The organism is Salinisphaera hydrothermalis C41B8 (assembly GCF_000732535.1).
In the GTDB taxonomy this organism is placed as follows: domain Bacteria; phylum Pseudomonadota; class Gammaproteobacteria; order Nevskiales; family Salinisphaeraceae; genus Salinisphaera; species Salinisphaera hydrothermalis.
The window spans coordinates 71,312-91,537 of record NZ_APNK01000009.1 but is presented as its reverse complement, the minus strand read 5'-3'; the positions used below and the strand labels follow the sequence as shown (position 1 = coordinate 91,537).

Sequence of the window (20,226 nt, the reverse complement as noted above, 5' to 3'; positions counted from 1 at the left end):
GGTCGACCTACTGCCCGTCGCTGTCGCTTGAAGGCTCGTCCGGCGGCGTCTGGCAATACACGGCATCCGGATCGCCCGTGCCGTCGTTGATGTGCACCAGCTTGGCGTTGGGCTGCTGACGGCATTTTTCCTGCTGATCGCGCCGCTGCGCGGCTTGAACCGCCTGACTGTGCTCATAAGCCTCGCGTGCATCACGCAAATGCGCGAGGTCGCCGGATAGCGGCCCGCTCGCACCCTGCGGCCCGCTGGGATCATAAGGCGCGTCCGTCGCATCGAAAGCGTCGACCGGGTTCTTGTACGGGCCGGGATGGCGCGGCGGTGGCGGATGATCCATACAGGCCGCCAACATCAACAAGCCGGTAGCGGCCACCAGGGCGCGCCCTATCGTGGAGCCTGTGTTCATCGTCATTCCCCGCGAGATGGGTTCGAATTATAGTTTAGGCCTTGTGAATGCGTCGTACGAGCACCGCGTTCGGGCCCGCTCGTTCGCCGCTCACCTCGCCCATCGGGCTCGCGCTTGCCCGCGCTGCGGCAACGCCTGACGACAGAGCGGGCGAAAACGCGCTAGGATGCGCCTCTTTTCACGCGAATCGAGTCATGCAAACGCTACACGTCAGCCGTGATTTCGAAGCCGATGCGGCCACGATTTTCGATGTCATTGCCGATCATGCCGGCTATGCCAGCTTGCCGGGCATACGCTCGGTCTCGCTACGTACACCCGGTGAAACCGAGCGCGGCGGCGTCGGCGCGGAGCGAGTGATCCAGCTGCCGGCGATCCGTCTGGTCGAACGCATCACCGAATACAAACCCGGCGAGTCGCTCGGCTATCGCATCATCGAATGCCCGTTGCCGATCGATCACATCGGCGCGCGCATCATGCTCCAGCCGCTGGGTAGCGACGGCAATCGCACCCGGGTCCACTGGACTTCGCGCCTGCGCGGCACCACGCCGTTCGGCGCCGAACTCACGGCGTCGGTGTTCGCGGCCCAGATGCGTCTGGCCTATCGCGGCGCGCTCGAGATCTGGGCGCGGCGGCTGGGCGGCTAAAACCCGGCCACGAGGCCCGGCTAGCGTTCGCTACCCGGGCTGTCGGACGCGTTGCGCTCGCGCAGCGCGTCCCGAATCTCGGTCAGCAGCACTTCCTCGCGCGAAGGTGCCGGCGGCAGGCTGGGCGCCTCGGCTTCCTTGCGCTTGAGCTTGTTGAGCATCCGGATCACGACGAAGATCGCAAAGGCGATGATTACGAAATTGATCATCGTCTGGATAAAGCTGCCGTAGTTGATCGTCACCGCCGGCTGGGTGCCGACCGCATGGCGCAGGGTGAATTTGAGATTGGCGAAATCCACGCCGCCGATCAGAATGCCCAAAGGCGGCGTGACGATATCGTTGACCAACGAGGTCACGATCTTGCCGAACGCACCGCCGACGACCACACCGACCGCTAGATCGATCACATTGCCTCGCACCGCGAAGCTCTTGAACTCGCTCCAGAAGCTCATGATGTCTGTCCGGCTGGATTGGTCATATCAGTTTAGCGCTGCCGGGGCGCGATCGGGGCGTTAATTCCAGCCGATCGGCTGGTAACCGCGATCGCGCAGACAGCGATTCACATAGGCCCGATAGGCCGGCGCCGGGCCATTGTCGTGATGGAACATATCGCGGACCAGACCGGCCGCCACGCCGCCGGCCGCCCCGGCCGCGGCTCCGGTTGCCGCATTGCCGTAGATCGCGCCGGCCACCGCGCCGCCGGCACCGCCCACGGCGCCGTTTTCGACGGCGTTGCGACCGATGCGGCCCTTGGAATAATCCAGTCCCGCCGCCTTGGCCTGCTGGGTACAATCCGAAACGGCCTGATGCCCGCCCGGCGGCATACCACCACCGCGGCTATAGAGCACGGGTTTCTGGCTTGCGCAGCCGGCCAGGCCCAGCACGGCCGCGACAATCAGCGCTCGACGATTCCACATGAGAACAATCTCCGGCGCCGACGGATGCGACGGCGCGCTCAGGCGTAATGCGTTTTCAGATGATCGGCGATTTCGGCGGCCGCGAACAGCGCCTGTTCGGTGTTCGGATCGATCAAGGTAGGGACCGGCGGACGCCCGGCATCGACATCGGCCGGCGCGCTTCGCCGTATCCACTCGGCCGGCGCCGGCGCATCGGCCAGCGCGTACGGGCTGCGCAGCACATAAGGCAACTCCAGCGCTGCCAACAGGCCGCGCACGGCCCCGGCATGCGAGCTGCGCTCGTCACTGAACAGTTCGAGCAGCCATTCCGGCGGCGTTCGGCCACGCGCGTCGGCCACCTGCATGCCGTATGACCCGCGCACCGCAGCCCCGGCGGTCACGCCCAGCGCGCCGGCCGCGGCAACGTCCGGCCGATCGAGCGCATCGAGGTAGCGGATGATGTCGCCGGATTCATACAACACCGTGTCATGGGCATCGTCGACCAGCAGGGGGAACTGCTGGCGCCCGCCTACGGATTCGGCCTGGGGGCGAAATCGCCGCCCGCCTCGCGGGCAGGGAAAGACCACGGCCTCGAGCACGCGCTCCATCAACGCAGCGCGCACCCGGCCGCAGAACGGACAGCCTTCGTACTCGTACAGATACAGCATGATTTCGATCATACCGCATGACGCCGCGGACACTACGGCTTGTCCACAAGGCGCGGCGACGCCACAATCGCGGCGCCATCGCCGGACGAAGATCATGGACAAGCGCGATTTCGATTATGTTCTGCCCGAGGCGTCGATCGCCCAGGCGCCGCTCGCCGAGCGTCGCGCCTCGCGCCTGCTCGCGCTCGATCGGCAAAGCGGCGCCGTCGATGATCGCCGCGTCGTGGATCTACCGGCCCTGCTCGACCCGCACGATCTGCTGGTGTTCAACGATACGCGCGTACTGGCCGCGCGCATGCATGGGCACAAGGCGACGGGCGGCGCGGTCGAAGTGATGCTGGAACGCATTCTCGACAGTCGTCGCCTCACCGCCAAGATCCGCGCCAACAAACCGCCGCGCGCCGAGGCCGAAATCCGGATCGGCGATTATCGCCTGAGCGTGGCCGCCCGCCACGGCGAGCTGTATACGCTGGCGCTCGACGGCGACGCCTCGGTCCACGATCTGCTCGATGCGCATGGGCACATGCCGCTGCCGCCGTATATCCGCCGGCCGGACGAAATCACCGACCGCGAGCGCTACCAGACGGTCTGGGCCCGGCATGACGGCGCAGTGGCCGCGCCCACCGCCGGCCTGCATTTCGACGAGGTGCTGCTCGATGCGCTGGCCGCGCGCGGCGTGAATTTCGGCTATGTCACGCTGCATGTCGGCTCGGGGACCTATCAGCGTCTGCGCGAAGGCGATGTACGGCAACAGACGCTGCACGCCGAACGCCTGCAGGTCGACGCCTTATTATGCGAACAGGCCGCCGCGGCACGCGCCGCCGGTGGCCGCGTGATCGCCGTCGGCACCACCGCCGTACGCAGCCTGGAGACGGCCGCGCGCGCCAACGGCGACCAGCTCGGCCCATATCAGGGTGAAACCCAGCTGTTTCTCAAGCCCGGCGATACGTTCCACGCGGTGGACGCCATCTTCACCAACTTCCACGAACCGCAGTCGAGCCTGCTGATGCTGATCTCGGCCTTTGCCGGCCGCGATAACGTTCTGGCAGCCTATGCCCACGCCGTCGAGGCGGGCTATCGATTTCTGAGCTATGGCGATGCCATGTTGATCCGCTGAAGCAGGCCGCTCAGACCTTGGCCCCGAGCCCGACCCGGCGCACGAAGGCCTCGATCAGGCTGTAGCAGCCGAACAACATCACGCCGACGGCCCAGACCGCCAGCACGATCCGGCCATAGCCGTGCTGCTGTACCCAAACCAGCAGCCCCTGTACGCCCTTGGCATCGCTCGGGTCGAGGGTGATCGCGGAATAGATCACGAAGCCGCCGATGCCGAGGAACAACAAACCGCGCGCCGATAAACCGATACGGCTGACCGGATCGATCCACCACATGGCGCCAGGCCAGGCATCGAACCACTTGCGAAAGCCGGCCACCGCTGCCTTGTGCAGATGCGCCACGCCGGCCCCGATGATGACAATGCCGAGCACCGCCACCAGTTCCCGCCCATACGGCCAGTCGAAGGTGGCGGAGACGGCGTGCTGGACCGGCTGGCTCGAACCGCTCGACCAGTCCATGGAAATCTTGATGCCGGCCCAGGCCAGCGAGGCGTGGCTGAACGCGCTCACCAGCAGCCCGCCGCGTACGGCGAGCGCCTTCGGTCCCCAGCCGTGATGATCGACATCCAGGGTGGACTGCACCAGACGCCAGGCGCCGTAGGCGGCCAGTCCCGCCGCCAGGGCGAGCAGCACCAGGGCGCCGCCGGGTTCCTGGTGAATCGCCTTGAGGCTGCCACGCACGTCCTCGGCCTCGGACAGCTCCCAGGCGGCATGTAGTGCGAGTCCCCCGAAGACGAGGTAGACCAACCCGCGCGCGGCATAGCCCACGCGAGCCAGCCAGCGCACGGTCGTTCGCGTCCATTTCATGCTGCGGTGGCATCCCCGATGGCAACGGCCACCGAATCGTGGCGCGCATCACGGCGGATGCTAACAAACCCCGCGAACACGCGTGATCCGTATACTGACGCATTCACCCGCTGTCGCAGAAAGAGTCCTCGTGTCGGACCCCACACTGTCATTCTGGTGGTTGCTCGGCCTACTTGCGTTGTTGCTGGTCGTCGGCCGACTGGTCGCCGGTTTAGTCTGGTGGGCGATTCGCCGGGCCACGCCGGCCACCCGCCGGGCCGCTAGCCGTACCGGCCGAGCCTTGCCCGGGCGGCGCTTTCTTGCCGATACCCTCAGCGCTCGCTTTCCGCGCACGAGCGCCTGGGTGGCCGCCCGCTTCGCCACCGACCGCTTCACCGGGCTGCCGCTGACACTGATGGTGATCCTGGCTGGCTATCTGGCCTCGCTCGGTAGCGATCTGGCCGAGGACGTCATCGAACGCGAAGAAATCGTGCACTTCGATGCCCACGTCAACGCGGCCCTGGCGCCGTTGCGCAACAGCGATCTGCTGCATGTCTTCGCCCAGATTACGCATTTGGCCGATATTCCTACGCTGGTCGCCGTCGTATTGGTTGCCACCGCCTTTCTCTGGGCGGATCGGCGTACGACTTATATTCCCGGGCTGTTGCTGACCGTGCTGGGGTCGGAAACGCTGACCTATGTCGGCAAGTACGCCGTCGATCGGCCGCGTCCGGATTTTCTGACCTTCGCCAGTGCCATCACGCCCTCGTTTCCCAGTGGGCACGCCACCGGCTCGATGGCCGTCTACGGCTTTATCGCCTATGCGATCGCACGCGTGTTGCCCAGCACTCGACTGCGCTTCGAACTGGTCTATTGGTGCGGCGCACTGATTGCCCTGATTGCGTTCAGCCGGCTTCTGTTGTCGGTGCATTTCACCAGCGACGTGGCCGCCGGCCTGCTGGTCGGCGGATTCTGGCTGCTGGCGGGGTTTGCATTGACCGAATACCTCAACGACCGCGCCGTCCGGCGCTGAACGCTCAGCGCCCGCCGGATTCATCGGGCTCGGCGGCCAGTTCGTCACGCTCGAACAGTTCCTCCAACTCGACTGCGGCCTCGCGTACGCGCTTGGCCAGACGATCTTCGTCGTTGGCGACTTCGTAATGCTCGGCCAGGCGCGCCTCGTCGTGCGCCTTGAAGGTCTTCTGTGCGCGCTCGACCTCCTCGCGACGCATGCCCAGCGCCCGCATGGTGTCGCCAGCCAGAGCAATGCTGGACAGGAACGTATCGCGCTGGAAGACCGTCACCCCCAGATCCATGAGCCGATAGGCATGCTGGCGATCACGCGCCCGCGCCACGATGGTGAGATGCGGGAAATGGGTCTGCACCATATGCACGGTACGCAGCGAAACCTCCACGTCGGCGATCGCCAGCACCAGCACGCGGGCCTCCTCGGCACGAGCGGCGCGCAGCATGTCGACCCGCGAGGCATCGCCGTAATACACCTTGGCGCCGAAGCGGCGAACGAAATCCACCTGGGCGGGGTTGGCCTCCAGCGCCACGAAGCCGATGCGCTTGGCGCGCAGCATGCGGGCGATGATCCCGCCCACGCGCCCGAAGCCGGCGATAATCACCGGATGCTCGGATTCCGCCGGCGTTTCGTAGTCCGGCGTTTGATCCGCCGGGGCGCGGCGCGCGTTGAACCAGGCCACGCCCTGAACCGCGAACGGCGTGAGCACCATCGACAATGTCACCGTCGCCACCAGCACGTCGGCCTCCGGCTGTACGAACAAGCCGCCGGCCACCGCCGTGGACAGGATGACGAAGGCGAATTCACCGCCCTGACCGAGATAAGCGGCCAGATTACGCGACGCCGCCCACGACAGCCCTTGTCGGCGGGCGAGTACGGCCAGAATCGCGCCCTTGACCGCCACCAGACCGAGCGTCAGCGCGATCAGATAACCGGGGTGAGAGGCGAACAGGCCCAGGTTGATCGACATGCCCACGGCAATGAAAAACAGACCCAGCAACAGATCCTTGAACGGATCGACGTTGGCTTCGAGTTCGTGCCGATATTCGGAATCGGCGAGCAGCACCCCGGCGACGAACGCGCCCAGCGCTACCGAGATACCCGCAGCTTCCATGACCGCGGCCGTGCCGACCACGATCAGCAGCGTCATGGCGATGAAGATTTCCTGCATGCGTGTGGCGGCCACCACGCGCAGCACCGGCTTGAGAACATAGTGGCCGCCGATCACCAAACCGGCGATTACGGCTGCCGCCTTGGCCGTCTTCTCGATACCGCCGAGCAGCGATATCTCGGTCGTACCGATGGATAGCAACGGCAGCAGCGCGAGGATGGGAATCACCGCCAGATCCTGGAACAGCAGGATCGCGAACGACGAGCGGCCATGGCGCGAGGTGAGCTCACCGCGCTCGCCCAGCATCTGCAGGGCAAACGCGGTCGACGACAGCGCCAGCGAGAAACCGGCCACTGCGGCCGGCGCCGGCGGCAGATGCATGATCCACGCCGCCGCCAGCGACAGCGCGACGCCGGTCGCCAGCACCTGCAGTCCGCCGAGCCCCACGATCACCTTGCGCAACGCCCATAGACGTCGTGGCTGCATTTCCAGCCCGATGATGAATAGCAGGAACACCACGCCGAACTCGGCCAGATGCAGCACTTCGTCGACCTGGCCAATCAGGCCGAAACCCCATGGCCCGATCACCATACCGGCCAGCAGATAACCGAGCACCGAGCCCAGCCGCAGCTTCTGAGCGATCGGCACGGCGATGACCGCGGCCGCAAGGAAGATCACCACTTCGACCAGCGAGACACTCAAGCTCTTGCTCCCGGATTCAAACCCCGCACTCCGGTCAAGCTTAGAGCTTGTTGCGGTTTCGCACGACCCCTAGCCGAGTGCATTCGAGGCGCTCGGGCGCCGCCGGGGTGCGACACAGACCCGAGTTGCATCCGGGCGGCGGTACGGCGTCAAATGGCTAAGGGCTCCAACCCGATCCGCTCCGTTATCCATCTCCCAAACCGGTGATTCCCTCATGGCGTCCCAGCCTCAGTTTCAACGCCCTGTCTCTTCGGATTGGCGCGCCCGCGCCGAACGGCTGTCCGACGCGGATATGGAAGCCTTCTGGATGCCGTTCACGTCCAATCGCGAATTCAAGTCGAAACGGCGCCTACTGGTTGGCGCCGCGGGCTGTTATTACACCGCCGAGGACGGTTCCAAGAAATACGACACGCTGTCCGGCCTGTGGTGTGCCAGCTTCGGACACGGCCGGCCCGAAATCGCCGAGGCGATCGCCGAGGCCGCGCGCACGCTCGATTACGCGCCCCCGTTTCAGTACGCCCATCCACTGGGCTTCGAACTGGCCAATCGGGTGAAGCAGTTCACCCCGGCCGGGCTCGATCACGTGTTTTTCACCAACTCGGGCTCGGAATCGGCCGATACCGCGATCAAGATCGCCAAGGGCTACTGGGCCCGTCGCGGCCGCCCGGAGAAGAACCGACTGATCGGCCGGGTGAAGGGGTATCACGGCGTCAATGTCGGCGGCACCAGCGTCGGCGGCATCGAACCGAATCGGGCCGGCTTCGGCGAGCTGATGGCCACCGGCCATCTGCCGCATACGCTGCTCGAGGAAAATCGTTTCTCGCGCGGCTGCCCCGAGCACGGCGCGGATCTGGCCGACGTGCTGGAACAACAGATTCAGGACGCCGGGGCCGAGACCATCGCCGCCGTGATGGTCGAGCCCATGAGCGGCTCGGCGGGCGTGATCGTGCCGCCGAAGGGTTATCTGGAGCGTCTGGCCGCGATCTGTCGTAAACACGACATCCTGTTGATCTTCGACGAGGTGCTGACCGGCTTCGGCCGGCTGGGGGCGACCTTCGGCGCCGAGCTGTTCGGCGTGACGCCGGACATCCTTACCATGGCCAAGAACATCACCAATGGCTCGGTCCCGATGGGCGCGGTCGCGGTCACCGACGCCATCCACGATGCGTTCATGGAGACGTCACCGCTGGAGTACGACGTCGAATTCCGCCACGGCTATACCTATTCGGCGCATCCGCTGGCCTGTGCCGCGGGGCTGGCCGCGCTGGACGTGATGGAACGCGATGGCCTGGTCGCCCGGGCGGCCGAACTCGCGCCTTATTTCGAGGACCAGCTGCACAACCTCAAGGGGTTGAAGCATATCGTCGATATTCGCAACCTGGGCCTGGCCGGCGCCTTCCAGATCGAAGCCCTGCCCGGCGAGCCCGGCAAGCGCCCCTGGCAGATCGCCATGGCGGCCTGGGATCGCGGCTTGTATGTCCGCTTCGGCGGCGACACGGTCCAGCTCGGCCCGCCCTTCATCGCCGAAAAAGCCGATATCGACCATATCTGCAATGTGCTGGCCGATATCATCCCGAGCATCGACTGAGAACAGACCCTAGTGGAATCGGCTCTGACGCTGATCGCATGCGCGCGGCGGGAACGGCTCCCGCCGCTTGCGTTTACTGAATGCTGTAGCCGCCGTCGATGACCAGGTTGGCGCCGTTGATCATGTCGGCGGCGTCGCTGGCCAGATACAGCGCACAGCCGGCGATTTCTTCCGGATAGACGAAACGCCGCGCCGGGATCTTTTCCTTCATCCGTTCGCCGACCTCACCGGCCCATGCCTTGCGGCCAAGCTCGGTCAGCGCGACGGTCGGCGAAATCGCGTTGACGCGGACGTTGCGCGGGCCCCATTCCGAAGCCAGCACCTTGGTCAGACCGACCACGCCGGCCTTGCTCGTGCAGTAGGCCAGATGCTTGTCGAGCGCGACCTCGGCCGCCTGCGACGCCATGTTGACGATGCGCCCGCCACCGGATTCGAGCATATGCCGGCCCACGGTCTGGCACATCAGGAAGACGCCCTTGAGATTCACGTTCAGCGTGAGGTCCCAGTCCGCCTCGCTGAGCTCTTCCGCCCAGTCGAGCGCGACCACGCCGGCGTTGTTGACCAGCACGTCGATACGCCCGAATTCGGCCACCACCCGCTCGACCGCCGCGTGCACGTCGACGCTGTCGGTCACGTCGGCCTGAATACCGATCGCCGCGTTCTCGCCGAGCTCGGCCGCAGTGGCCGCGACGTGCTCACTGCGGTCGACCAGCGCCACCCGGGCGCCTTTTTCGACATACAGCTCGGCGATGGCACGCCCGATACCGGCCGCGCCGCCCGTGATCAGCGCGGTTCGGCCGGTGAGCGCGAAATTCTTGTCATAGCCTTGATATTCCATGGGAATCACCGCGTGGGATGAACGTCTCGTCGCCGACCCGGGCCCGAGCGAACCCGCACCGGGCGCAAACCCGATGAACGAACGACGAATGAGACGGGCGGCCACCGTGTCCGTCACCCGACGAACACGGCGCCGCCGAAAGATTTACTGCTGACCGTAGTGGCCGGAGGCCAGGTTCTTGTTGATCAGCTCCGGCAGGCCGTCGATGAACTGCTGCCGGTTGTCGTACATCTGCTTCATGTACTTGTCGGCGTTATCGTGGGTCACGACCGGCATGTGGATCATGATCTTCTTGGGCACGGACTGGCCGTGCACCGCGTTGACCGCAACCTGCAGCGCCATGCCGAGCTGGAGCGGGGCATTCTGCAGATTGGTGACCAGCTGACGACCGGAGGCCACGTTCTTCAGGCCGGCCTCGATGCCATCCACGCCGACCACCGGCACGTTGGTGATACGACGCTGACGCATGGCGCGGATCGCACCGACCGCCATGTCGTCGTTCTCCGAAATGATGCCGTCGATCTTGGTGCCATAGCGCGACAGCCAGGAAGCGGTGATGTTGTAGCCTTCCTCGCGCTTCCAGTCGCCCGGGCGCTGGGCCAACACTTTGATGCCCGGATGCTGCTTGAGCACGTTCTCGATGCCCTTCGTGCGATCGATGGTCGCCGACTGGCCGAGCGGGCCCTTCAGGATCACCACATTGCCCTTGCCACCGATCTTCTCGACCAGTGCCTTGGTCTCGTTCTCGCCGGCCAGCACGTCGTCCGGGCCAACGTAGGAGGTCAGATACTGTTCGCCCGGCGGGAAGATCTTCACATTGGTGCCGATCACCTTGATGCCCTTATCACGGGCTTCCTTGATCTGCGGGCCCAGCGCGGAAGAATCGACCGGATCGATGATGATCGCGTCCACGTTCTGCGAGATGAACTGCTTGACCTGGGCCACCTGGCTGGCGACCGAGCCGTCCGCACTGGCCCAGCGCAGGTCGACGTTGTTGGCCTTGGCCACCTTGTCCACGCCTTCCTTGCCGGAGGAGACCCAGCCCGACATGGCATAGACGGTAAAGCCCACCGTCACGGGCTTTTTGCTGCTGTCGTTACTGTTGGCCTGGGCTGCCAGCGCGGGCCCGGCCAGGGCCACACAGCCGAACGCGAGCAGCGCGGCCCCGGCCCGCTTGATGAATGATGATTTCATGATCGTCCTCCTGTTTTCTCGCTCGAGATCACAGCCCCATCGGCTGTGGTTTGTTGTAAAGCGCTTCATCCCGACGCTCAGACCAGCTTTCTTCGGCTGGCGATGGTGTCCAGAAAGACCGCCAGGATGATGATGAAACCGCGGATGATGTGCTGATAGAACGGCGAGACATTGAGAATGGTCAGGCCGTTGTCGATGGTGCCCAGCAGGATCACGCCGAACAGCGCGCCGGCGATCGAGCCCCGGCCGCCGGCCAGGCTGATGCCGCCGATGACCGGCGCCGCAATGGCGGTGAGTTCGTAGCCGGAGCCGGTCGAGGCGATACCGGCGGTGATCTGGGCGGCCAGCAGTACGCCCGCCAGCCCGGACAGCCCGCCCGAGATCACGAACGCCGAAATCAGCACGCGCCGGATCGGCAGGCCGGCGACGAAGGCAGCCTGGATATTGCCGCCCACGGCATAGATATAGCGGCCGAAGCGGGTCTTCGACAGCACCAGCCAGAGCAGCAGAAACACGATGAACATGATGTAGATCGGAATCGGAATGCCGAAATACGCGTTGATCGAGATATTCAGAAACGGATCGTTGTCGATCGAGATCTGTTGCCCGGCGCTGAAGACATAGCCGACGCCGAGGGCGATCGACAGCGTGCCGAGCGTGGCCACGAACGACGGAATATTGAGCAGCGCTACCGCGATGCCGTTGAAGGCGCCGATGAGCAAACCGGCCAGCACGCCGCCGGCAATCGCCACCAGACACCAGCCGACCCCCGAATGCCCGGTCAGAATCACCGCCGCAACCACGCCGGCAAGGCCCACGATGCTGCCCACCGACAGATCGATCCCGCCCGAGAGCACCACCACGCCCTCGCCGAAGCCGATCAAGGCATAGACCGAGATCAGCATCAGGATCGAGATGATGTTGTAGAAGGAGATGAACTGCGGCTGGGCGATCGCCAGCGGGATCACGTAGCAGGCGAACGCGATCCAGACCACCAGCGAGGCCAGCCGCTGGCGATTGAAAAAGGCCGGCCGACGCGCCGCGGTCGCGGCGTCATCTGACGGTTTCTGGGTCGATGTCGGGGCAGTACTCACTGGGTCATCCTCTTTCTGAACCGCGGGCTCGCCGAATCGTCGCGGTCATGCGCCGATCGCGGTCCGGACGATGTCGGCCTCCTGGAACGCGTCACGCTCGAAGGTTCGGGCAATGAAGCCGTCCTTGAATACGGCGATGCGGTGCGACAGCGTCATCAACTCCGGTAGTTCCGACGACGACACCACGATCGCCACGCCGTGGCGGGCCAACTCGACGATGATTTCGTAGATATCGGCCTTGGCGCCGACATCGATGCCGCGCGTGGGCTCGTCCAGTAACAGCACCTTCGGGTCGTCGGCGATCAGGCAGCGCGCGACCAGCGCTTTCTGCTGGTTGCCGCCGGATAGCTGGGCGACCGACGCGCGCGTGGATTCGTACTTGGTGCGCAGCGCTTCCAGCGCTTCGCGCGTGACATCGTGTTCGCGCGACGTCTTGAGCCAGCCGGCGATGCCGGAAAAACGGCCGAGATTGGCTAGGATCGCGTTGGCGGCGATGCCCTGCGATAGCACCAGGCCCGCCTCCTTGCGGCTTTCCGGGATATAGATCAACCCACGGGCCAGTGAGCGCGACGGCGACCGATCGGCATAGTCCGCGCCAGCCAGCCGCACGCGCCCCTGGCGCGCGGGATGCAAACCGTAGACCGACTTGAGAAACGCCGTGCGCCCGGCCCCGGCGATGCCGGCCAGGCCGATGATCTCGCCGGGCCGAATCGCGAAATCGAAGGCCGTATCGGCCCCGCCGTCAGCCGCGCGCGTGGCGTAGTGTTCGACCGCGAGCACCGGCGGCACATCCGCAACCTCGGGCAATACCAGCCGCTGCTCGGCCAGCTTGCGCCCCACCATCGCATTGACGACCTCGGCCGAGGACAGATCGCGCGCCGCGGCTTTCAACGTGATCTCGCCGTCGCGCAACACCGCGATGTCATCGGCCATCCGTTCGACCTCGTCCATCTTGTGGGTGGTGAACACGACCGTCGTGCCGTCGGCGCGCAGCTTGTCGACGATATCGAACAGATGCTGTGTTTCGTTGCTGGTCAGCGAGGACGTCGGCTCGTCGAGCAAGAGGATGCGCGGCCGGCGATGATAAGCCCGGATGATCTCGACGATCTGGGCATAGGACAGGCTGATCTGCTCGACCCGATCCCGCGCGTTGATCGGCACACCGAAGGCATCGATCGCCGCCTGGGCTTCGTCGAACATACGGCGCGATTGCAGATAACCGACGTGCTTGGAACCGGCGGTCAGCTCGCGGCCCAGGAAGATGTTGTCGGCCACCGTCAGATGCGGCACCAGCGACAGTTCCTGGGTAACGATCTGAATGCCGTGCGCCTGGCCGGCACTGGGCGTGAACTCACGCACCGGCTCGCCGTCGATCCGCAACTCGCCGGTGGTCGGCGCGATCAGGCCGGCAATGATGTTGAGCAGCGTCGACTTGCCGGCCCCGTTCTCGCCCATGAGCGCGGTCACGCGACCGATCTGCAGGCGCAGATCGATCCGGCTCAGCACCGGGGTGGTACCAAAGCGCTTGCCGATTTCAAGGCATTCGAGAATGGGCTCGCTCATCGCCTGTCACGCCTGTCGCGTGCTCCTCCATGAATGCGCTCGGCTGCATCGGCCGTTGTTTTCTGCCGAGCGCCTGCCCTGTCGCGCCCATCGGATGGGCGATGACGGCGGCCGGTGGCGCCCGGCATCTTTTCGTGCTCATAATAGCAACACAATGCTCATATGAGCGCTATGCCCTATTGGTCGCAGACGCTATCCTTACCGCCATGCCCATCGATCCCGACACCGGCGTTCTGGCTGCGACCGTCGCGCAGCGGTTTTATATCGACGGCGCACCGAAGACGGTGATCGCCGAGGATCTCGGGCTGTCGCGCTTCAAGGTGGCGCGTCTGCTCAACCTCGCGGTCTCGGAAGGCATCGTGCGTTTCACCATCAAGGCGCCGCTGGCCTACGACACCGGCCTGGCGCGCGAGCTGCAGCGCAAATTCGATCTCAAGCAGGTCATCGTGGTGCGCTCGTCCGAGCATGATCGGGAACCCGCGGCCATTCGACAGCGTGTCGGCGCGGCGGCCGCCAACCTGCTCGGCGAACTGGTTTCGCCGGACGATGTGCTCGGGATCGGCTGGGGCCGAACCACCAGCGCCATGGCGCTGCAGATCGAGCAGCTGGCACGCTGCACTGTGGTCCAGATGGGCGGCATCGTCGGCTCGTCGAGCGAGAATTCACTGGACGTGGTGCGCCGGGTGAGCGAAATCGGCGGTGGCGAGGCCTATCCGATCTTCGTGCCGCTGGTGGTCGGCGACAAGGCGACCGCGGATGGCCTGCGCAAGGAGCCCAGCGTGGAGGCCGCATTCCGCCTGTTCGGCTCGATTTCGGTCGCCGCGGTGGCGATCGGCAGCTGGGATCCACCGGCCTCGCAGATGATGCAGAGCCTGAGCGCAGAGGATCGCCGTCAGCTCAGCGCTGCCGGGGTCAAGGCCGAGGTGTTGGGCACGTTCATGCGCGCCGACGGGTCGCTGGTGACCACACTGGATGATCGCACGCTCGCGCTCGGCTACCCGGACCTCCTGCGGATTCCGAACCTCATTCTCGCCGTGGGCGGCGCCGAGAAAGCCGAAGCCTTACTGGCGGTCTTCCGTGCTGGCATTGGCAAGACGCTGGTAACCGACGACACACTCGCCCGACAGCTGCTCGCTTCGGACTGACCAAGGTCGCGGCGCTCGCCGCGACCGCGTCACGCCCGCCGGATGACCACTGGTCAGGTGCCGCGTATCGCCGCATCATTCATGCGTCGGGCTTGAAGCATGCAATGAGACCACGAAACGCTGGGTTAGAACGCGAACGGCGATTCAAGCGTGGGCGTTGCGCCCGACATCGGACGACACGAACGAATGACTTCGATACGACAACGAAGCCTGGAAGGATTCCGGCATCTGATCTTCGGCGCTGCGGAAACGCCCGAGCAGCGTATGCACCTGACCTTCCTGTTCTTCGCCCCGTGGGGCTTTTATTTCAGTGCCGTATTCAATGCGGCAACCGGCGTCACCGATATCTTTTACGTCACCGCCCTGACCCTGGTCGGCGTGCTGGTGAACGCATTGTGGTTCCATGCCCGACAATCCCTGCGCACCCACGGTATGGCGGCCCTGTTCTGCCTGCTCGCCTTGTTCGTCGTGTTGCCCATGAACTGGCTCTACAACGGCGGCGCCGATGGGCCCACGCTGATGTTTTTCGTCCTGCTCGCCGCCTATGCGCTGGGCGCTGTCGTACTGAGGCCCTGGCAACGCGTGGCGTTGATTGCCGGCTTTCTGCTCGTGCCGACCATGCTGATCCTGGCCACGCACAGCCGCCCGACCTGGATCCCGGGTTACACCGATCCGGGACAGCGGCTGCTGGATCTCACGGTGTCCTACTATTTTTCGATCACGCTACTGCTGATTCTCATGGGCGGTTATTTACGGCGATTCGAGAGCGAACACCGCGATGCCCGCGATACCGCCATGCGCGACAGCCTCACCGGCCTGCTCAATCACGGCGCTTTTCATGGCGTACTCGATCAATACGGCATCGAGCGTGTATCGCGGCCCGATCGCGCGATTCTTCTGACCTACGACCTGGATCATTTCAAGCAGGTCAACGACAGTTATGGCCATGCCTACGGCGATCGCGTGCTGCAGCATTTTTCGCGTCTGCTCAACGAGACGGCGCGCGCATATGGCGGGGTGGCCGGGCGTTGCGGCGGGGAGGAGTTCAACGTTTTCATCCCGCGCGCGACGCGCAGCCAGGTCGTAGCGCTGGATAACCGGCTACGCGAACAATGCATGGGCCAGCCGCTGGATCACGGCGCCATTTGTTTTAGCGGCGGCGCCGCGTTCGATTCGGCCCCTTCGTTTTCGGTGGACGAATGGCTAGGCCGTTCGGACAGCGCGCTCTACGCGGCCAAGGCCGACGGGCGAAATCGTTCGCTGTTCGACGACGGGGCGATGATGACGATACCTTCAAACAAGCGGGCATAACATACGGTTGCATATTGCAAGTATTATCGGTGACATCGATAATACTTAAGTCGAATACGACGGTAGCCGCGATGAGAGAGGCGAGGGGGCCTTTCCAATCCGCCCATGGCTGCTTCAGGGAGAAACTTTCATGTCGAGTTCCAGTTCTCACACCGCTTACGGCGGCTGGCTCATGATCACGAGCGCGTTCGCCGCGGTGATCGTGGCCGCTGCGTATGCTTTTTCGATCGGCAACGGCATCGCGCTGACGCTCGGGACTTATCTCGTCCTCGGATCGTCGGCCGTTTTGCTCGTGCTGGCCATGATCTTATCCGCGACCGGCATGGGCCGCGGCCTGCGCGGGCTGGTGCTCGCGCTCGCGCTGATCGACATACTCGCCACCGCCCTGGCCGCCTATTTCCTGCTCGCCACTTGGCTGATCGTACTGATGGCGATCGCCCTCGTCGGCTGGCTGATCCATCTCTTTGTCGATTCGCCGCTCCATGTCTGAACGCCCCCGGGGAGACACCCTAATGCACAAACTCATGCTCGCGTTCGCCGCCGGGCTGCTCTCGACCGCCGTCGCGGCCGGTGCCGCAACCGACGCCGCCAATAACGGCGATAACAGCGATAACGGCTCGGCCGACAACGCTCAGAACACCACCACCGGCAAGGCCGGCTCCTGGACCGAAACCGGGCCTGCCGCCAGCCAGACCGGCGGCGGCGCCGACCCCTGGATGGCGTCGCCGAACAGCTGGGCTACCTTCAACGGCGACCTCGAAGACCAGAAATATTCGCCGGCGAACCAGATCACCCCGGACAACGTCGACAAGCTCAAGAAGGTGTGGGAATACCACACCGGTGACGTCTCCGATGGCAGCGGCAAGGTGCCGATGACGGTCTGGTCGGCCACGCCGCTGTTCGTCAACGACACGCTCTACATCGGCACGCCGTTCTACCGGATCATTGCCCTGAACCCGGCGACCGGGAAGGCAAAGTGGAAATTCAATCCGCACGCCGAACTCAAGGCGCTGACCCAACCCGACATGAAGAATCGTGGCGTGGCGTACTGGCAGGCCGATGATCCGAAGCCGAACCAGCCGTGCCAGAAGATGGTCTATATCGGCACGATGGACGCCAAGCTCTATGCGGTCGACGCCGATACCGGCCTCAAGTGCCCGAATTTCGGCGATGATGGCGTGGTCGACGTCAATCAATGGAACACGACCAACAACAAGTGGCCGTTGTCGCTGCTGCAGCCGCCGACCGTGTATCACAACACGCTATTGATCGGCTGGGCCGGCAAGGACTGGGCCTATCAGGCCGCGCCGCCCGGCACCGTGTTCGCCCTCGATGCCCGCACCGGCAAGCGCAAGTGGACGTTCCATGCGCTGCCCAAGGACGTGATCAAGAAAACCGGCACGGCCAACGTATGGGCCTCGATGTCGGTCGACCCGAAGACCGGCATCGTCTATATCCCGGTCAGCTCGCCGAGCCCGAACTTCTACGGCGGCGATCGTAAAGAGAAGCTGCCGCTGGCCACCTCGGTGACCGCGCTGGATATCGATACCGGCAAGGTGGTGTGGAGCCGTCAGCTCGTGCATCACGATCTCTGGGATTACGACACCCAGGCCCCGCCGACGCTGATGGATATCCACAAGGACGGCAAGACCATCCCGGCGCTGGTACAGACCTCCAAGCAGGGCTATCTGTACGTGCTCAACCGCAAGACCGGGGCGCCGATCTACCCGATCAAGGAACAGCCGGTCCCGAAATCCGACGTGCCGGGCGAACAGGCCTCGCCGACCCAGCCGGTCGTGCCTTATCCCAAGCCGGTGATTCCCGATCATTCGCCGGGTGCGTACTGGCTATCCAACATCGTGAGCCTCGGCAGCTGCAGCCGCCGGATGAACAGCCTGCGCAACGAAGGCAAGTTCACCCCACCGAGCCTGAAGGGCTCGATGGCGTTCCCGCCCAGCGTGGGCGGCAGCGAGTGGGGCGGCGGCGCGGCCGACCCGAACAAGGGCATCTTCGTCGTCAACTCGTCGCACGTCGCCTTCGAGTACCAGCTGATCAAGCGCGCGGACTATAAGCAGAAAGCCCAGAACGGCGAAAGCGGCGGTGGCTACTATGCCCAGGCCGGCGCGCGTTATGCCGTGAAGCTCGGCCCGTTGCTGAACTGGGCCGGCATGCCCTGCTGGAAACCGCCGTACGGCACGATCGCGGCCTACGACATGAACACCGGCAAGCGACTCTGGAACGAACCCTTCGGCCAGGTTCAGAAGTTCGGCTTCTATATGCCGAAGTCCTGGGGTTCGGTGACCATCGGCGGCCCGGTGATCACCCAGTCCGGCCTGATCTTCATCGGCGCCTCGATGGACTCGCGGGTCCGCGCGCTGGATCTCAAGACCGGCAAGGTGCTGTGGCGCTCCAAGGTGGATGCGCCGGCGGTTTCGATCCCCGCAGTGTATAACTACAAGGGGCGCGAATACGTGACCTTCGTGGTGGGCGGCAACTCGATCCTCATGCCCAAGGTCTCCGACCAGGTCGTGACCTTCGCCCTACCGAAGCAGGACTCGGACGACTGATCCGCTGGCTGCCGGGCGGTCGCATCGGCGACCGCCCGAGGCCACGACGGCTGGTTGATTTCAGCTCTGAACCGAGCGGTCAGGCGAATAGCGACATCATGTCAACATGCCGCGACGCCGGCGCCGCCCGGCCTCTCGGGACCGACCGCGCGGGCCGGGCTATTCGATGATGGCGGCAAAGCCATCGTTAGCCCGCATGACCGAGCGCGTCAGCGCGCCGTCGCAGCCGCGTCGCAACAACGATTCCTCGGCACCATAGGACGCCGAGATGGTCTGGGCCGCCAGCCAGCGCAACGGCTCGGGCTCCCAGCGCGCCAGCACCTGGTCGATGGCGGCATCGGCGTGCGCCCAGGGCGCGCGCGTGCGCGGCGTGTCCTCGCCGACAATCAGTTCCGCCGTGGTTCGGCCCATCAAATGCGAGGCGGCCACGCCTTCGCCAGCATAGCCGCCAGCGGTCGCCAGACCGGTGTGCGGATCGACGATCGCATGCGGGCGGAATCGGCGCGACAGGCCGAGCGAGCCGCCCCAGCCGTGGGTGACGACCAAGTCCTCCGGCAGGCCCGGAAACAGGTCGAGGAGCAGGCGCCGGCGCATCTCGATCTCCGCCGGGGTGATGGCATGATCCTGCTTGGGCGTGCCGCCCAGTGGATAGGCGCCGCGGGCGCCGAATACCAGCCGGCCGTCGCGGCTGCGGTGGCCGTAGTTGATCACCCGGCTCGCATCGCAGAACGTGGGCCGATCCCCCAGGCCGACGCGCGCCCACACCGCCTCGGATAACGGCTCGGTCGCGATGACCAGACTGCGCACCGACAGCACACGCCGGCCGAGCCCCGCCAGACACTCACTGTAGCCTTCCGTCGCCTGAACGATATGGCGCGCGTTGAACTGGGCACCGTTCGTGGTGATCACGTGATGCGGCGCGAGGTAGCGGACCCGGCTGTGCTCGGAAATCGCCACCCCGCGCTGCGCCAACACGCGGGCCAGGCCAAGCACCAGTTTCATCGGATGCACGCTCGCCGTATGCCGGAAGAAGACCGCGCCATAGCCGTCTCGGAACGCGGCGCGTTCAGCCAGCGCCGGGCCATCGAGCCAGACGCAGTCCTCTGGCGCATGGCCGAGTTCGATCAGTGCGTCGCGATGGGCTTTCTGCATCGCGACTTGTTGAGGATAACGTGCCGCCGCATCGAGCGTGCCGCCCTTGTGGAAATCGGCATCGATGGCCTCGCGCGCCGTCACCCGCCCGATCTCGTCGACGTTGTCGGCCAACTGGGCGCAGATTGCATGCCGGGCGGTCCGATCGAGATCGCCGATCAGACGTTCCAGCCCGGCGAGATTGCCGATCGCCCAGCCGCCGTTGCGTCCGGACGCACCGTGGCCGACCGTTTCGGCCTCGAGCACCGTGACGGCAAGCTCCGGGCGCAGCGTGGTCAGGTAATACGCGGTCCACAACCCAGTGAATCCGCCGCCGACGATGACGACATCGGCGTCATGGCGGCCCTCGGCGACCGGCCACACGTCCGGTTCACCGGCGCTGTCCACCCAGTAATTGCACGCGCTATCGACGGCGGTCATGG

19 protein-coding genes are annotated in these 20,226 nt (G+C 65.1%); 8 read left to right on the top strand and 11 right to left on the bottom strand.

The annotated features are described in order from the left end of the window. Positions 1-7: 7 nt before the first annotated feature. Complete coding sequence (locus C41B8_RS08310; RefSeq protein ID WP_156962480.1) at positions 8-403, bottom strand: hypothetical protein; 396 nt, start codon at positions 401-403, stop codon at positions 8-10. Between the two features lie 194 nt (positions 404-597). Between C41B8_RS08310 and C41B8_RS08305 the strand changes: the two genes are divergently transcribed. Further along, positions 598-1,047, top strand: coding sequence for an SRPBCC family protein (locus tag C41B8_RS08305; protein ID WP_037336524.1), 450 nt, complete (start codon positions 598-600; stop codon positions 1,045-1,047). A 20-nt stretch (positions 1,048-1,067) separates the two neighbouring features. Here the strand turns inward: C41B8_RS08305 and mscL are convergent, their stop codons facing one another. Genes mscL through C41B8_RS08290 form a run of 3 tightly spaced genes read right to left on the bottom strand, consistent with a single transcriptional unit; the run spans position 1,068 to position 2,623 of the window. Next, entirely contained in the window at positions 1,068-1,499 is a 432-nt protein-coding gene (mscL, locus tag C41B8_RS08300; protein WP_037336523.1) for a large-conductance mechanosensitive channel protein MscL, read from the bottom strand. A gap of 60 nt (positions 1,500-1,559) precedes the next feature. Beyond that, positions 1,560-1,964, bottom strand: a complete 405-nt coding sequence (locus C41B8_RS08295) for a membrane protein (RefSeq protein ID WP_037336520.1) — start codon at positions 1,962-1,964, stop codon at positions 1,560-1,562. A gap of 38 nt (positions 1,965-2,002) precedes the next feature. Continuing rightward, a complete protein-coding gene (locus C41B8_RS08290; protein WP_198025122.1) occupies positions 2,003-2,623 on the bottom strand; it encodes a glutathione S-transferase N-terminal domain-containing protein in 621 nt (206 codons plus the stop codon). Between the two features lie 82 nt (positions 2,624-2,705). Here C41B8_RS08290 and queA point away from each other — a divergent pair, with 82 nt between their 5' ends. Beyond that, positions 2,706-3,728 (top strand): tRNA preQ1(34) S-adenosylmethionine ribosyltransferase-isomerase QueA, encoded by a 1,023-nt coding sequence (gene queA, locus C41B8_RS08285; protein ID WP_037336518.1) that lies wholly within the window; start codon positions 2,706-2,708, stop codon positions 3,726-3,728. 10 nt (positions 3,729-3,738) lie between these two features. Here queA and C41B8_RS08280 read toward each other — a convergent pair whose 3' ends face one another. Further along, positions 3,739-4,533: a DUF1206 domain-containing protein gene (locus C41B8_RS08280; protein ID WP_037336517.1), complete on the bottom strand. Its 795-nt coding sequence runs from the start codon at positions 4,531-4,533 to the stop codon at positions 3,739-3,741. A gap of 130 nt (positions 4,534-4,663) precedes the next feature. On the opposite strand from C41B8_RS08280, the gene C41B8_RS08275 reads away from it, so the two are divergent. Next, positions 4,664-5,545 (top strand): phosphatase PAP2 family protein, encoded by an 882-nt coding sequence (locus tag C41B8_RS08275; RefSeq protein ID WP_037336514.1) that lies wholly within the window; start codon positions 4,664-4,666, stop codon positions 5,543-5,545. Positions 5,546-5,549: 4 nt separating this feature from the next. Here the strand turns inward: C41B8_RS08275 and C41B8_RS08270 are convergent, their stop codons facing one another. Next, positions 5,550-7,352, bottom strand: a complete 1,803-nt coding sequence (locus C41B8_RS08270; protein ID WP_037336512.1) for a monovalent cation:proton antiporter-2 (CPA2) family protein — start codon at positions 7,350-7,352, stop codon at positions 5,550-5,552. A gap of 214 nt (positions 7,353-7,566) precedes the next feature. Between C41B8_RS08270 and aptA the strand changes: the two genes are divergently transcribed. Next, a complete protein-coding gene (gene aptA / locus C41B8_RS08265) occupies positions 7,567-8,940 on the top strand; it encodes an omega-aminotransferase AptA (RefSeq protein ID WP_084188714.1) in 1,374 nt (457 codons plus the stop codon). 73 nt (positions 8,941-9,013) lie between these two features. On the opposite strand, the gene C41B8_RS08260 is transcribed toward aptA, so the two are convergent. From C41B8_RS08260 to C41B8_RS08245, 4 genes are all read right to left on the bottom strand, one after another. Then, the gene (locus C41B8_RS08260) at positions 9,014-9,784 is read right to left on the bottom strand and encodes an SDR family oxidoreductase (protein WP_353214941.1); all 771 of its coding nucleotides are present in this window, start codon (positions 9,782-9,784) and stop codon (positions 9,014-9,016) included. A 138-nt stretch (positions 9,785-9,922) separates the two neighbouring features. Next, a complete protein-coding gene (locus C41B8_RS08255; protein ID WP_037336509.1) occupies positions 9,923-10,972 on the bottom strand; it encodes a substrate-binding domain-containing protein in 1,050 nt (349 codons plus the stop codon). A 77-nt stretch (positions 10,973-11,049) separates the two neighbouring features. After that, positions 11,050-12,066 carry an ABC transporter permease gene (locus tag C41B8_RS08250; protein WP_037336507.1) on the bottom strand — a complete coding sequence of 339 codons (1,017 nt, stop codon included), beginning with the start codon at positions 12,064-12,066 and terminating at the stop codon, positions 11,050-11,052. 45 nt (positions 12,067-12,111) lie between these two features. Next, positions 12,112-13,629, bottom strand: a complete 1,518-nt coding sequence (locus tag C41B8_RS08245) for a sugar ABC transporter ATP-binding protein (RefSeq protein WP_037336505.1) — start codon at positions 13,627-13,629, stop codon at positions 12,112-12,114. A gap of 206 nt (positions 13,630-13,835) precedes the next feature. Between C41B8_RS08245 and C41B8_RS08240 the strand changes: the two genes are divergently transcribed. The 4 genes from C41B8_RS08240 (at position 13,836) to C41B8_RS08225 (ending at position 18,652) form a co-directional block, all read left to right on the top strand. Further along, positions 13,836-14,774, top strand: a complete 939-nt coding sequence (locus C41B8_RS08240) for a sugar-binding transcriptional regulator (RefSeq protein ID WP_037336504.1) — start codon at positions 13,836-13,838, stop codon at positions 14,772-14,774. A gap of 186 nt (positions 14,775-14,960) precedes the next feature. Further along, positions 14,961-16,085: a GGDEF domain-containing protein gene (locus tag C41B8_RS19545; protein ID WP_156962478.1), complete on the top strand. Its 1,125-nt coding sequence runs from the start codon at positions 14,961-14,963 to the stop codon at positions 16,083-16,085. Between the two features lie 130 nt (positions 16,086-16,215). Next, entirely contained in the window at positions 16,216-16,575 is a 360-nt protein-coding gene (locus tag C41B8_RS08230) for a hypothetical protein (RefSeq protein ID WP_037336502.1), read from the top strand. 22 nt (positions 16,576-16,597) lie between these two features. After that, positions 16,598-18,652 (top strand): pyrroloquinoline quinone-dependent dehydrogenase, encoded by a 2,055-nt coding sequence (locus tag C41B8_RS08225; RefSeq protein ID WP_198025121.1) that lies wholly within the window; start codon positions 16,598-16,600, stop codon positions 18,650-18,652. A gap of 159 nt (positions 18,653-18,811) precedes the next feature. Here C41B8_RS08225 and C41B8_RS08220 read toward each other — a convergent pair whose 3' ends face one another. Then, positions 18,812-20,224 (bottom strand): NAD(P)/FAD-dependent oxidoreductase, encoded by a 1,413-nt coding sequence (locus tag C41B8_RS08220; protein WP_037336500.1) that lies wholly within the window; start codon positions 20,222-20,224, stop codon positions 18,812-18,814. Positions 20,225-20,226: the final 2 nt, after the last annotated feature.

Coding starts and splice junctions, on each gene's coding strand:
- C41B8_RS08305 (WP_037336524.1), top strand. CDS start 598: ATGCAAACGCTACACGTCAGCCGTGATTTCGAAGCCGATGCGGCCACG.
- C41B8_RS19545 (WP_156962478.1), top strand. CDS start 14,961: ATGACTTCGATACGACAACGAAGCCTGGAAGGATTCCGGCATCTGATC.
- C41B8_RS08230 (WP_037336502.1), top strand. CDS start 16,216: ATGTCGAGTTCCAGTTCTCACACCGCTTACGGCGGCTGGCTCATGATC.
- C41B8_RS08220 (WP_037336500.1), bottom strand. CDS start 20,224: ATGACCGCCGTCGATAGCGCGTGCAATTACTGGGTGGACAGCGCCGGT.
- C41B8_RS08290 (WP_198025122.1), bottom strand. CDS start 2,623: ATGATCGAAATCATGCTGTATCTGTACGAGTACGAAGGCTGTCCGTTC.
- C41B8_RS08240 (WP_037336504.1), top strand. CDS start 13,836: ATGCCCATCGATCCCGACACCGGCGTTCTGGCTGCGACCGTCGCGCAG.
- aptA (WP_084188714.1), top strand. CDS start 7,567: ATGGCGTCCCAGCCTCAGTTTCAACGCCCTGTCTCTTCGGATTGGCGC.
- C41B8_RS08225 (WP_198025121.1), top strand. CDS start 16,598: ATGCACAAACTCATGCTCGCGTTCGCCGCCGGGCTGCTCTCGACCGCC.
- C41B8_RS08255 (WP_037336509.1), bottom strand. CDS start 10,972: ATGAAATCATCATTCATCAAGCGGGCCGGGGCCGCGCTGCTCGCGTTC.
- C41B8_RS08245 (WP_037336505.1), bottom strand. CDS start 13,629: ATGAGCGAGCCCATTCTCGAATGCCTTGAAATCGGCAAGCGCTTTGGT.
- C41B8_RS08295 (WP_037336520.1), bottom strand. CDS start 1,964: ATGTGGAATCGTCGAGCGCTGATTGTCGCGGCCGTGCTGGGCCTGGCC.
- queA (WP_037336518.1), top strand. CDS start 2,706: ATGGACAAGCGCGATTTCGATTATGTTCTGCCCGAGGCGTCGATCGCC.
- C41B8_RS08310 (WP_156962480.1), bottom strand. CDS start 403: ATGAACACAGGCTCCACGATAGGGCGCGCCCTGGTGGCCGCTACCGGC.
- C41B8_RS08280 (WP_037336517.1), bottom strand. CDS start 4,533: ATGAAATGGACGCGAACGACCGTGCGCTGGCTGGCTCGCGTGGGCTAT.
- mscL (WP_037336523.1), bottom strand. CDS start 1,499: ATGAGCTTCTGGAGCGAGTTCAAGAGCTTCGCGGTGCGAGGCAATGTG.